The sequence below is a fragment of the Polynucleobacter sp. AP-Jannik-300A-C4 genome (assembly GCF_018688335.1).
GTDB lineage: Bacteria > Pseudomonadota > Gammaproteobacteria > Burkholderiales > Burkholderiaceae > Polynucleobacter.
Window position 1 is genome coordinate 174564 of the sequence record NZ_CP061316.1, and the last position, 12904, is coordinate 187467.

General features: G+C 45.1%; 14 protein-coding genes. 5 read left to right on the plus strand and 9 right to left on the minus strand.

Going from position 1 to position 12904, the window contains the following annotated elements; all coding sequences use genetic code 11:
* The first annotated feature begins 2 nt into the window (after window positions 1–2).
* Window positions 3–419 carry an NUDIX domain-containing protein gene (locus FD975_RS00975; RefSeq protein WP_215302440.1) on the plus strand — a complete coding sequence of 139 codons (417 nt, stop codon included), beginning with the start codon at window positions 3–5 and terminating at the stop codon, window positions 417–419.
* Here FD975_RS00975 and zapD read toward each other — a convergent pair.
* Genes zapD through FD975_RS01005 form a run of 6 tightly spaced genes read right to left on the minus strand, consistent with a single transcriptional unit; the run spans window position 416 to window position 5742 of the window.
* On the minus strand, window positions 416–1168 hold the full coding sequence (zapD, locus tag FD975_RS00980) for a cell division protein ZapD (protein ID WP_215302441.1): 753 nt from the start codon (window positions 1166–1168) through the stop codon (window positions 416–418). The two genes, FD975_RS00975 and zapD, sit on opposite strands and share 4 nt — an antisense overlap.
* Before the next feature lie 36 nt (window positions 1169–1204).
* Window positions 1205–1804: a dephospho-CoA kinase gene (gene coaE, locus FD975_RS00985; protein ID WP_215303713.1), complete on the minus strand. Its 600-nt coding sequence runs from the start codon at window positions 1802–1804 to the stop codon at window positions 1205–1207.
* 17 nt (window positions 1805–1821) lie between these two features.
* Window positions 1822–2313: an A24 family peptidase gene (locus FD975_RS00990; RefSeq protein WP_215303715.1), complete on the minus strand. Its 492-nt coding sequence runs from the start codon at window positions 2311–2313 to the stop codon at window positions 1822–1824.
* Window positions 2314–2321: 8 nt separating this feature from the next.
* The gene (locus FD975_RS00995) at window positions 2322–3386 is read right to left on the minus strand and encodes a type II secretion system F family protein (protein WP_251371435.1); all 1065 of its coding nucleotides are present in this window, start codon (window positions 3384–3386) and stop codon (window positions 2322–2324) included.
* Window positions 3386–4456: a GspE/PulE family protein gene (locus tag FD975_RS01000; protein ID WP_215302442.1), complete on the minus strand. Its 1071-nt coding sequence runs from the start codon at window positions 4454–4456 to the stop codon at window positions 3386–3388. The genes FD975_RS00995 and FD975_RS01000 overlap by 1 nt, the downstream gene beginning before the upstream one ends.
* Window positions 4453–5742: an HlyC/CorC family transporter gene (locus FD975_RS01005; protein WP_215302443.1), complete on the minus strand. Its 1290-nt coding sequence runs from the start codon at window positions 5740–5742 to the stop codon at window positions 4453–4455. Before FD975_RS01005 ends, FD975_RS01000 begins: the two co-directional genes overlap by 4 nt.
* 117 nt (window positions 5743–5859) lie before the next feature.
* On the opposite strand from FD975_RS01005, the gene FD975_RS01010 reads away from it, so the two are divergent.
* Window positions 5860–6354 (plus strand): methylated-DNA--[protein]-cysteine S-methyltransferase, encoded by a 495-nt coding sequence (locus tag FD975_RS01010; RefSeq protein WP_215302444.1) that lies wholly within the window; start codon window positions 5860–5862, stop codon window positions 6352–6354.
* Here FD975_RS01010 and FD975_RS01015 read toward each other — a convergent pair.
* Window positions 6351–7340, minus strand: coding sequence for a squalene/phytoene synthase family protein (locus FD975_RS01015; RefSeq protein ID WP_215302445.1), 990 nt, complete (start codon window positions 7338–7340; stop codon window positions 6351–6353). The two genes, FD975_RS01010 and FD975_RS01015, sit on opposite strands and share 4 nt — an antisense overlap.
* Before the next feature lie 107 nt (window positions 7341–7447).
* On the opposite strand from FD975_RS01015, the gene FD975_RS01020 reads away from it, so the two are divergent.
* Window positions 7448–8863 carry a sodium:solute symporter family protein gene (locus FD975_RS01020; RefSeq protein ID WP_215302446.1) on the plus strand — a complete coding sequence of 472 codons (1416 nt, stop codon included), beginning with the start codon at window positions 7448–7450 and terminating at the stop codon, window positions 8861–8863.
* A 101-nt stretch (window positions 8864–8964) separates the two neighbouring features.
* Window positions 8965–9984: a 2-dehydropantoate 2-reductase gene (locus tag FD975_RS01025; protein WP_215302447.1), complete on the plus strand. Its 1020-nt coding sequence runs from the start codon at window positions 8965–8967 to the stop codon at window positions 9982–9984.
* 122 nt (window positions 9985–10106) lie between these two features.
* Here the strand turns inward: FD975_RS01025 and FD975_RS01030 are convergent, their stop codons facing one another.
* Window positions 10107–10874: a fumarylacetoacetate hydrolase family protein gene (locus FD975_RS01030; protein ID WP_215302448.1), complete on the minus strand. Its 768-nt coding sequence runs from the start codon at window positions 10872–10874 to the stop codon at window positions 10107–10109.
* A gap of 56 nt (window positions 10875–10930) precedes the next feature.
* Here FD975_RS01030 and FD975_RS01035 point away from each other — a divergent pair, with 56 nt between their 5' ends.
* Window positions 10931–11866: a reductase gene (locus FD975_RS01035; protein ID WP_215302449.1), complete on the plus strand. Its 936-nt coding sequence runs from the start codon at window positions 10931–10933 to the stop codon at window positions 11864–11866.
* Here the strand turns inward: FD975_RS01035 and FD975_RS01040 are convergent.
* The gene (locus tag FD975_RS01040) at window positions 11863–12867 is read right to left on the minus strand and encodes a polyprenyl synthetase family protein (protein ID WP_215302450.1); all 1005 of its coding nucleotides are present in this window, start codon (window positions 12865–12867) and stop codon (window positions 11863–11865) included. The two genes, FD975_RS01035 and FD975_RS01040, sit on opposite strands and share 4 nt — an antisense overlap.
* Window positions 12868–12904: the final 37 nt, after the last annotated feature.

Sequence of the window (12904 nt, forward strand, 5' to 3'; positions counted from 1 at the left end):
CCATGAGTGACTCTAACCGCCCTGTGACGGAAGTTGCTGCTGGGATTTTATTGGATCCAGAGGGACGCTATCTTTTGGGTCAGCGTCCAGAAGGCAAGCCTTATGCTGGCTACTGGGAAGTTCCCGGTGGAAAAATTGAAGCTGGCGAATCAGTATTCACAGCACTAAAACGTGAATTACAAGAAGAGCTCGGGATTAATATTGAGTCTAGCGAAGAGCTGGTTGTCTTGGAGCATGACTATCCACATGCTTATGTTCGTTTGCATGTCAGCATTATTCGAAAATGGAGTGGAACGCCTAGGGGGTGTGAGGGTCAAGCGCTCTCTTGGCAATTGGTTGGCAATGCGCTTCCGACGGTAGAGCCTTTATTGCCAGCTGCCTGGCCCATGCTGGAAAAGTTAAAGCTACTAAAGACTTAGAGCTGGCAGAGGGTCAGCCTAAAAGACACATCCTCATTCAGGATCTGCGGTTTTTTATCTTGATCAATTTTCAGAAAGCGAATCGATAAAAGATATTTATTGGCGCTGATTTCTGAAAAGAGGCTGTCATCTTCTACAGCGATACGCATCAATTGATAAACCTTACCAGAAGGTGCTTGTTGATATGCGCCTTGATGTGCAACAACATCTTTTGCTTCTCCAGATTGACGGAGCAATCTTAAGAAAATTTGGCAAGCTTCATGCCATGGCAAAAGTGGGTGAATATATTTTTCTAATAACTCCCTGCGCTGAGTCGAGGGGGTATTTTTCCAAGCATGGTAACTTGGCAAATCAATCGGACTTGTTCCACCTGGAATATTTAATCGGGTACGAATAGCATTTAGCCATTCACTCTCAGTAATTGCAGAATTTGGCTTACCCATCGATTGATTGATATTCAGTGCAGCTTTATCAATCTCTGAAAGCGTTTGCGTTAACGCTTCTTGATCTACCTTTTGCGAAGACTTTAGACCATTTAGGGCATATTTTTGACGCTCAAATTCTTTTAGCAATAAGGATTTGATATCACCTCGTGAACCAATATCGCCCAAGTCAAACAACATCGCAATTGCATTGTGATGTAGCTCTGGATCATCAGAACGGAGGAAGTGATTGAAGCGGGCGAATAAATACTCCAGCCGAAGCATGCTTCGAACTAATTCATTGAAAGGGTATTCGTAGACAATCACAAGCCTATATTCTATGACGAACTTAGAGGCTTCTTCTTAAATTTTGAGCAATTCTTGGTGCAATCTCAGAACCTCTGATTTGAGCTCATCTAGACTGCCTTGATTTTCAATAACGGCGTTAGCTGCTGCTAGACGGACTTTGCGGCTTGTTTGCGCTTTGAGAATACTCTCCACATCTAAGCGGGTCATATTGCTGCGGTGCATCACTCTTTGGATTTGGGTCTCTTCTGGACAATCAACTACGATGAGGTAGTCAATCAGATTTACCCAAGACCCTGACTCAATGAGCAGTGGGACTACAAAAACAAGATAGGGGGCTCCAGATTTGGCCAACTCAAATGCTTGTTTGGCGGTTTCTTGCTGAATTAAGGGGTGGGTTATTTTCTCCAAAGCTTGACGGGCATTTGAATCTGCAAAGACTAGGGCCCGCATTTTGGGTCGATCCAGGGCTCCCTGGGGGTCTATGAAGTCAGCCCCAAATTCTTTGGTAATCAATGGAATCGCTTTTCCGCCGGGTGCAGTAATTTGATGAGAAATCAAGTCTGTATCAATCACCCCGGCCCCGAGCTTATCTAGCAAATCGCTCACCGCCGTCTTGCCAGAACCAATGCCGCCGGTTAAGCCAATGCAAGGTATTTCCCCCTTTAAGGCTTTTAGATCAGCTTGGGCAGAATCAAAGTTGGAATGAGTTGAGGCCATAACAGCTCAATGATGCCAGCAATAACTAAAAAAGGGCCAAAAGGAAAGGCTTGCTGCAACTGATGTCCGCGTAACTGAAGCCAGACGAGGCCGCCCACAATTCCAGTGGCAGAGGCAATAAGAAGAACGCTAGGCAGAGCACCCCAGCCCAACCAGGCACCCAGCGCTGCTAAGAGTTTGGCATCACCCATACCAATTCCATTGCGGTTTTTCAGAAGACGATAGCCAGCATTTAAAGCCCAAAGTGAGGTATATCCTAGAAGTGCTCCGATTAATGCCGAGCTTAGAGTGGTCAGGTATAGGCCTGAGATTGAGTTAAAAGTAATACCTAAAAAAATTAAGGGCAATGTGATGGCATTCGGTAGACGCAAGGTCCGCCAATCAATATAGGCCAAGTAAAGCAAAGCCAGTGCTAGTAGGGATTTGACTATCCAGATGCTTACCATGGGATCCACTAAACAATTTGCCCTAAATTAAATATGGGTAGATAAAGGATTATGACCAAACTGCCAATAATGGCGCCAACAAAAAGAATGAGTGCTGGTTCCAAGCTTTGGCTCAGTGTGTTTAGTTGACTACTTAGCTGAGATCCTAATGTAGTGGCACGCTTATTTAGCATCTCGGCTAATGCGCCACTTTCAGCCCCGATATGAAGTAGTAGTAATGTCTCTATATCTAGAAGTCGTGATTTAGGGTCTGCTCTTTTGAGCGATTCCCCCAATGGCCAGCCACGAGTGAGGTGTTTAAATATCTCGGCACTAAAGTCATGGCTCACCCAATGATTTGAAGATTGTGCGGTGACTCTCAGAGCATCTGGAAGTGGTAAACCAGTTTCTAGTAAATGCCCCAAGGTTCGACACCAATGACTGAGTGTTGCCAGTCTAAATAGATTGCCAAAAAATGGTATGTGTAATAAGAGGCCGTCACAATATTTTTGGAGGGCACTAGATTTGAGCCAGGCATACATAAAGCCTGTGGCTATTAAGAGTGCGCTGAGCAAGATTTCCAGAAAGTAATTTTGGATCTCTGTGGAAATAGAAATCAGAATTTTGGTTGGTGCCGGTAGCTCAGCCTGAAAGTTCGCAAAGACCTCTTTAAATACAGGTACAACCCAAATCATCATCACTAGCACCAATAGGAAGGAGGTAGCAAGGGTAATTACAGGATAAGTCAGTGATTGCTGAACTTTTCTTCTCAGCTCAATCTGGGCTTCTAGTTGCTGTGAAATTGTCCTGAGCGCCAAGCTGAGATCACCTGTTCTCTCGCTAACTCTAATAAGATTAAAAAACTCTGGAGAAAATTTGCCACCTTGTGCGCTTAAGCAAAAAGAAAAGCTATTCCCTTTCTGTAGTAGGGCACGGATATTCTCTAACCAAATTTTCCAAGATGCGGGTGCAGACTGAATCAATAGCTGTATGGCATTGAGTAAGGGAAGGCCGGCCTGAAGAAGAGCGAGCATCTGTTGTGCAAAATGCAGTTGTTCAGATTGGCTGAGTTTTCTAGTTAAAAGTTTTTGCACTAATGCCAAGACCCAAGCTCCGCATCTAGGGATGCCTGATCTACTATGCCAGACTTCAGTAGTTGCGTACCTGCTGAGTAGATGTCCAGAACTTGGGCTGATGCAAATAATTGTTCACTTCCCAAAACTTCATGAACGCCAATGCGGCCGAAATAACCCGATCCTTTGCATAGATTGCAGGGCGTTTTGCTTTGCATTGAATTACATTCTTTGCAGCGTTTTCGAATTAACCTTTGAGAACTGACACAACGAAGACAGGATTCAATAGACTCTTGATCTATGCCTAGGCTTTTGAGTCTTGCTAAAGCACCAATAGCATTGCGCGTATGTAGCGTGCTTAAAACTAAATGACCTGTTTGGGCTGCCTGGATGGCAAGTTGTGCGCTGGCCGAATCACGTATTTCACCAATCATGATGACATCCGGATCTTGGCGTAGAAGGGCGCGAATAATGCTTGGAAAGTCTAAGCCTGCTTTTGGGTGGTAGGCCACCTGATTTACTCCTGGAAGCCGAATTTCAATAGGATCTTCAACAGAGCAAATATTGCGTTGCACTTGGTTCAGTGCGCTCAAGCAGCTATATAAAGTACGTGTCTTGCCACTCCCTGTGGGGCCTGTTACCAGAATCAATCCATTGGTTTGATTAATTGCACCTCGGACTATTTCAAGTTGTCCTGGCAGTAAGCCAAGTTGATCTAGCGCTAACTCCTCTAGACAACTAGGTAAGATGCGAACAACAGCTTTTTCACCATGTAGGGTCGGAAGAATAGATACCCGGCAATCAATGTTCGGATAGCTAAAGTCATGGCCAATCAGGAGGCGTCCATCTTGAGGTAAACGCTTTTCTGCGATATCTAGACGCGACAAGATTTTGATCCGCGTGATTAATCGCTCATGCAAATCAATAGGGTATTGGTTTTGTAGAGTGAGGCGACCATCTATTCTCGTGCGTATGATGGTTTCTTGAGATCTCGCCTCAATATGAATATCCGTTGCCCGATTATTTAATGCATTAACAGCAATGTCATGCCAGGTCCGAATAATGTGGGAGTCATGCAGTAGCTCGCTCAATCTTGGGTCGGTTGGATGAGTGGTTGGTATAGCTTGACTGTTTTTACTCCATGCTCATCAAACTGAACAATTTCCATTACTACGCCAGCAATCCGAATGCTGACATCGTAGTCCGGAATTGCTTCAAGCTTTTCTAAAATGAGACCATTTAAAGTGCGCGGTCCGTCAAGTGGCAACTCTAGTTTTAGAAGACGATTTAAATCTCGCAATGATGCGCCACCGCTAGCAAGATAAGTTCCATCGGCTAACCAATGAGGATCATTAGAAAGATTTGAGAATGAAGTGGTGAACTCACCAATCAGCTCTTCAACTATGTCTTCAAAGGTTACTAGACCGAGCACTTCACCATATTCGTTTACAACCAAACTCAAGCGCTGTTGATTGTCCTGAAAAAATTTCATCTGTTGAAGAACGGGCGTCCCGCTTGGGATGAAATAAGGCTCATTTAGTAATGACCTAAAGTCTTCATGGTGAAGCTCTGCATTACCTAGCAAGGAGAGTGCTTTTTTAACCGAGAGAATCCCAACGATGCGCTCAGAGTCGCCATCACAAACTGGGAGCTTGTTGTGATAACAAGTTTCTAATTGCTCAATCACCTCATCAATCGGTCTTGAGAGATCTAATATCTCAATCTTAGATCGGGGCGTCATCACATCATCAACCAAGATATTTTCAAGGTTAAAAAGATTAAGCAAGATATTACGATGGTGAGCTGAAACAAAACGATTGGATTCGAGTACTAGGCTGCGTAACTCTTCTTTACTCATTACTCGATTTTCATTCGAAGTTTGAAGGCCAAAAACCTTCATCAAGCTAGACACAAAACTATTGATAAACCAGAGCAGGGGTTTAAGTATGAAAGTGAGGGGCAGAATAAACCAGCCAACATTGCTGGCAATTTTCTCTGGGAAGGCTGCACCAATAACTTTTGGGGTGATTTCGCTAAAAATAATGATTAGTAGCGCAACGACTAAGGTAGCTATCGACAGCACTAGGCCGCTATCACCAAAAATATGTAGAGCAATGCCGGTAACTAAGATTGGCAGGATGGTATTGATGAGGTTGTTGGAAATCAACAGCACTGATAGCAGAGAATCAATACGCTTTAATAATCTTTCAGCAAGAGCTGCTCCAGCATTGCCACTGTTGGCCATGGCGCGTAGGCGATGGCGATTGGAAGAGAGCATGCTAGTTTCGGCCATGGAAAATAAGCCAGAGAGGGCAAGCAGGAAGATGACTAATGCGACTTGACCAATAAAAGGCCAATCATCAAAAAAAGTGTCCATCAGTGATGTCCGCAAAGAATAAGGAATATCCAATATAGCAAAGTGCTACTTCACTAGCTACAGCCTTATTGGAATCCTGCGTGAATTTTTACCTCAATGTGTGTCAGAATCTTCAGCATGGCCATCTCTACATCAGCCGATTATTGCGTGATATCTGCCCCTTTTGGGTGCCTGGGGGTGCAAACAGAGTTGGTAGACGGTAGTTTGATGATCTCCAAAATTGATTATTTGCCTCCAGGTACTGCGCTCATTTCCCCCAAAAATGCTTTGGCTAAGTCATTTTCAAAACAATGCACACAGTATTTCAAGCATGCCTCCTCAGTGTTTGACGTTCCCCTAAAACCTACGGGAACACCACATCAGCAAAAGGTGTGGAATGCGACACTAGGTATTGGAGTGGGAAAGACTAGCACTTATGGTGAGATTGCCAAAAAGATTAAAAGTGGACCTCGTGCCGTCGGGACTGCTTGCGGTGCTAATCCCTATCCTTTGGTCACTCCTTGTCATAGAGTAGTTTCTGCCAAAGGTCTTGGAGGTTTTATGAAAGAAGATACTCCAGGTTTTTATCGCCAGATCAAAATTTGGCTTTTAAAGCATGAGGGTGTGCTCTAAGGTTTCTTTGCAGACAGTTTCCTGAGTTGGCTAGATGCTGCAAAAAAGAATGCTTTCATCAAGAAGGTATTACTAGCGGCAAGCTTGGTAAATGCATAAAAAATCCAAACGGAATTTCTAGACAACTTGACTTCCGATTTGTTGCTAAATTCTTTTCTGTTAGCAATTTTTTCAAGCGTCATGACTGCAAGACCGAAAGCAAGAAAGCAGAAGCGTCTGATACCAACTTCATTTTCTGGAATCAGGAGAATATAGCTCATGGAGTCTTGCAGTTTTTTGTAAGCAATATTCAGTAGCGCTGTTTGACTCATGCCTACTGGTTTCCAAGAAACGCCACGTGCACGATCTTCTGGTGAGTCCTTCAAAATATTGGTCATTTGTAAAGCCTGACCAAAGGCGATAGCCAATTGCTCATGCCCTTCGATCTGCTTCGTAAATCCGGAAGAGTAGTTGCTAAAGATGGTTGTCAGTAGCTCTCCTACGACACCAGCCACTACATAGCAATACTCCTCAAATTCTGCGAGATCTTTTAGCCCTTCTTGCGTTTGCCTTCCATGGAAATGGGACATGCCATCGGACATGATTGAAACGCAACGGCTAATCGCAGCCTGATCTATATCGGGAAAGGTGTGCAGAATTCTGAGGACGGTTGGGGTGTGTGCGATTAAATCGAGCTCATCAACATTGGAGTAGCCTTTTAATGCCTCTAGGCAGGGGCTTACAAATGCCTCCACCGAAATAGTGCCCAAAACTGCTTCTAAAAATAGCCTAGATAAGCGCTGCTTCTCTGTTGGACTCAGTTCAGTCGCATCCTCAATTGTGTCGACAATCCGACACAGTAAGTAGGTGTTTCCGACCACTACCTCAATTGCTGGGGGGAGTAGGGGGATAGTGAGTGCAAAAGTGCGCGATACGGAACCCAAAATCGCCTTTTGATAGGCTAGATCGCTATTGGGGTTCTCTGTCGGTTGTATGGCGGAATTCACCCATGAATTATGTCAGACCAGCTGACTCAAATTTGGCTCTGATTGATTAAATGTCATAAGTGACAAGGCCATATAATTTGAGCAAATTCTGAAGGAGTAATTGGGCGATGTTGATTTGGTTTGTCATCATCTACTGGGTGGTATCTGTAGGTATCGGTCTTTGGGCTGCGCTACGGGTCAAAAACACAGCTGACTTTGCTGCAGCAGGCCATAGCCTTCCTTTGCCTATCGTCACCGCTACAGTCTTTGCTACCTGGTTTGGCTCCGAAGCAGTATTAGGCATCCCAGCCACCTTCCTTAAGGAGGGGCTTGGCGGAATTGTTTCCGATCCTTTCGGATCTTCCCTGTGTCTGATCTTAGTCGGACTTTTTTTTGCTCGCCATCTCTACAACCGCCGCATGCTCACTATTGGTGATTTCTTTCGAGAAAAATATGGCCGCACTGTAGAGGTTTTGGTAACGCTCTGTATTGTGGTTTCTTATTTGGGATGGGTAGCCGCGCAGATTAAAGCGCTGGGCCTTGTTTTTAATGTTGTGTCTGAAGGTGGCATTACACAAACAGCCGGCATGTTAATTGGCGCTGGTAGCGTTCTGATTTATACACTTTTTGGTGGCATGTGGTCGGTGGCAATTACCGACTTCATTCAGATGATCATCATTGTGGTGGGCATGCTTTATATCGGTGGCGAGATAACAGCCCAAACTGGTGGTGTTGGTGTAGTTTTTGAGCATGCAGTTGCTGCCGGCCAGTTTTCCAATTTCTGGCCTGATATGAATCTCGCTTCTATCCTTGGCTTTACAGCCGCCTTATGCACAATGATGTTGGGCTCTATTCCACAGCAAGATGTGTTTCAGCGAATTACATCGTCTAAGAATGTGAACATTGCAGTTCAAGCCGCTTTGTTAGGAGGAGTGCTGTACTTTGTCTTCGCGTTTGTTCCGCTGTATTTGGCTTACTCTGCAACCATTATTAGTCCAGATCTAGTGAAGCAGTATTTATATACAGATCCACAAATGATCTTGCCAAAACTGATTTTGAACCATGCCCCACTGATCGCGCAGGTGATGTTTTTTGGTGCCCTACTGTCAGCTATCAAGAGTTGTGCCAGCGCTACATTGCTCGCGCCATCCGTCACTTTTGCGGAGAACATTGTGCGTGGCTTTTTTAAGCATCTATCAGATCAGGATTTGCTAAAAGTCATGCGCATTACGGTTCTCTGTTTTACAGCGGTAGTTACCTTTTTTGCTATCAACTCGAATTTATCAATTTTTAAGATGGTTGAGAATGCCTACAAAGTGACTTTAGTTGCGGCTTTTGTACCACTGGCTTTTGGGGTCTACTGGTCCAGGGCAAATTCTTTAGGTGGTTTGTTATCAGTGGTCTGCGGTCTTGTTGTTTGGATCAGCTGCGAAGTACTTGCCCCTGAAGCTATTCTCCCCCCTCAATTAGCAGGGCTTTTAGCTAGTATTGTCGGCATGCTTTTGGGTGGAATGGTTCCCAGGGCTAAATTGATTGCAAGTTGACCTAAGTTGCTTAAATATTAGGCACAATATCCTGTTGCACCGCAAAATGTTCACCTCTAAAATGGCACCAATTCAAAATTTTTTATCTTTATGGAGTTTTTATGAAAATCTGTGTGATCGGTGGAGGGGGCGCGATTGGCGGTTACCTTGCTGTCATGTTGGCGCGAGCCGGCAATGATGTCACGGTAGTTGCGCGTGGCGCCACTTTGGCGGCAATTAAAGAGCGTGGCCTTGCATTAATTATGGATGACCAACCTGAGCCTTTGGTGGCACAGGTGAAAGCGGTTGAAAAAATTCGTGATGCAGAGGCTCCAGATGTTGTGATTTTGGCAGTGAAGGCGCACCAAGTTGAGCCGATCATCGATGATCTCGCGGCAATCATGGGCCCAGAAACGATTTTGATTCCAATGCAAAACGGCATTCCTTGGTGGTACTTCCAGAAGCTGGGTGGCGACTATCAAGATCATTCTGTCGAAACAGTTGACGCTGGTGGTGTTGCGAAGAATGCAATTAATCCAAACAACATCATTGGATGCGTGGTCTATCCGGCAACCTTTACTCAGGCGCCTGGTGTGATTCGTCACGTTGAAGGCAATCGCTTCCCATTGGGCGAGTTAGATGGCAAACAGACTGAGCGTATTCAGAAGATGTCAGAAATGATGTCTGCAGCTGGATTTAAGTCACCAATCCTGGAAGACATTCGCTCTGAGATTTGGTTGAAGTTGTGGGGCAATATGACTTTCAATCCAATCAGCTCTTTGACTCATGGAACTTTAGAGGGCATTTGCCAGTATCCACTGACTAAAGAGTTGGCTCGCAATATGATGGCTGAAGCGCAAACGATTGCCGAGAAGTTGGGTGTCACTTTCCGTGTGGATATTGAGCGTCGTATTGCTGGTGCTGAAAAAGTCGGTAAGCATAAAACATCGATGTTGCAGGACTTGGAGGCGGGTCGTAGCTTAGAGATCGATGCTCTATTGGGTTCCGTAATTGAGCTTGGAAAGATTACCGAAACACCAACACCTTGCCTCAATACCGTCTTTGCTTTAACAAAGTACCTTGATGAAAACGTTCAGGCCTCTAAAGGTAGCTTGGCGTTGCCATCTGTTTCTGGTTACTAAGCCTCTACAGAAATAGGTAGATTCAACACCTAAAGTAATTGAGTATTAAAAAACCCTCACCACTAAACATGGTGAGGGTTTTTGTTTTGGGGTGTTGGGATTAGACCAACAACCTTAATGACCTATTCGAAGCGATTATCTAAGCGTCCAACACCATCAATGATGATGCTGACATTACTGCCGGGCTTCATTGAACCAACCCCAACAGAAGTTCCGCAAGCAATGATGTCGCCAGCTTGCAGTGGGACATCTTGTGAGATCAGGCTAACCAATTTTGCTGGTGGGAAAATTATATCGGCGATGGGGTAGTTCTGACGCTCTTGATCATTCAATATAGTTTTAATTGTTAACTTGCTTGGATCTACATCGGTGGTGATGTAAGGGCCAAAGACTCCAAAAGTATTGAAGCTCTTAGAGCGTGTCCACTGCGCATATCCAGGATCGCGATTCAAAATCTCAATTGCAGTGACATCGTTAATGCAGGTGTAACCAAAAATGGCAGCGGCCGCTTGCGCTTCATCTACTTCATGACAGGCTTTCCCGATGACGATGCCGAGCTCGCCCTCATAAACGACTTTTCCAGAGTAAGACTTTGGAGTGCGAATAACTTGATTGGCTGCCAAGAAAGAGTTATTGCCTTTCAGAAAATACAAAGGCTCTGCCGGCACGGCATGCTCCAGTTTGGTAACCAGCGCATGAAAGTTATCCACCATGGCAACCATTTTGGATGGAGTGCATGGGATATCGATAGTGACATCGGATAGCTTTAATGTCTCTCCAGTAGCTTGGGGATTGTTAAATAGATCGCCTGTGTACACGGCAATCTGATCCCCTTGAACTTGTCCTAAGCCGGATTTGCCTTGATGTTGAAATCTGAGCCATTGAGCCATAATGAATTCTCCTGATAGTTAATATTTGATAAGCAATATCTTACAGGGATCAATTGATGACTAAGAATTCTGAACTGCAATTTGCACCTGAATTGGACCAGCCAGTTCGTTATATTGAGCGTACCCGCAATTACTATTTAGGTTTGGGATATGAAACACCCTATGTTTGGGCCCACTACATTGAGGTGCCTTTTGCCCTACTGCAAAAGCCACTTAAACATTCAACTCTAGGTTTAGTTACTACTGCAGTCCCGTTTGATGCCAGTAAAGGCCCTCAAGGACCTGGTGCCCCCTATAACGCAGCCGCTAAGTTTTATGACCCCTACACTCGCTCAATTGATGAGGATGCAGACTTGCGTATTGCCCATGTCGGGGTTGATAGGCGCAATGCCGACATGCAGGATAGTAATTGCTGGTTTCCACTGGGCGCAGCGAAGCGCGCTGCTGCAAACGCACGCATTCAGTCCCTGTCGAAACATTTTTATGGGCTACCCACCAATCGCAGTCAACGTCATACCTTGGAGATTGATGCGCCCTTGATTCTGAGTAAGCTGCGCGAAGATCATGTTGATGTTGCAGTGCTGATTCCCAATTGCCCTATTTGCCATCAGAGCCAAAGTTTATTGGCGCGATATTTGGAGGCTGCTGGTATTCCCACGGTAATCATGGGTGTGGCAAAAGATATTGTGGAATATTGCGGTGTCCCCCGTCTGCTCTTTAGTGACTTTCCCTTAGGCAATGCTGCAGCTCTTCCCAACAATATTCAATCGCAAGACTCTAATTTTGAATTGGCTCTTCGCTTGTTAGAGGGTGCTCCAGCAGGCCGAACAACGGTGCAATCCCCTTTGGTTTGGGCTTCAGACCCTTCGTGGAAATTGGACTATTCCAATTTAGAGCGACTCAGTGCAGAGGAAATTTTGCGCTTACATGATGAGGCAGAAAAGGCCCGTATCACTGCACGCGATATCAGAGTAAAAAGCGTTGGAGCCTAGGTTTGCCTAGATAACGAGTATTTGCACAGAGCGTGTAACGCTGTTGTTGATTCGTTTTGAGGAAAGTCTTTGAGACATTCGAGCGCAAGATCTACTTCTCGTTTTGCGGCCGCTTGGGTGTAATCCAAAGCCCCAGAATTTTGTACTGCGCTCAGAATCTGCTGGAAGACGTCATCAGGTAAGTCTTGATTTTGCTCGATCGCTGCGCGAACCAGTAATTGCTCTTCAGTACTGCCGTTTTCAAGAAGATAAATGAGCGGCAGCGTAGGTTTTCCTTCTCTCAAATCATCGCCAGCATTTTTCCCCATTTGGGATGCGTCAGCCGTGTAATCCAATAGATCATCCATTAATTGGAAGGCGGTACCAATGTGGCGACCAAAAGCAGCAGCCTGCTCTCGATAACCATCCGATGCTTGCGCCAAAATTGCCCCAAGCTCTGTGGATGCTTCGAATAATTTGGCGGTTTTATAGCGAATCACCCGTAAATAACTCTCTTCATCTACTTCGGGGTCATTCATATTGAGGAGCTGTAAAACCTCCCCCTCAGCAATCGTATTGGTTGCATCGGACAGGATTTCCATGACTCTTAGGTCATTTGGCCCCACCATCATCTGAAAAGCTCTGGAATAGAGAAAATCGCCGACTAGCACGCTCGCAGCATTGCCAAAAGCGGCATTGGCAGTCTCGCGACCCCTTCTTAGAGTAGATTCATCGACGACATCATCATGGAGTAGGGTGGCTGTGTGGATAAATTCCACTACGGCTGCCAGCTCTAAGGCATGGGGAGTTTCTTTACCATTAGCTAAGGCCTTGCTGACTAGTAGCAAAAGGGCTGGTCGGACCCGTTTTCCGCCTGCTTGGATGATGTAACTGGAGATTTGGTCAATTAAGGCTACTTTTGAGGCTAATCGCAGGCGAATTACTTCATCTAAGGCCTTGAAATCTAAGGCAATAGGAGCCAAAATTTGGCTTAATTCATTGGTTTTGACAGTGCTCGTCATGCAAGATATAATAATGGGCTTAGCTCATCCAGGGTGG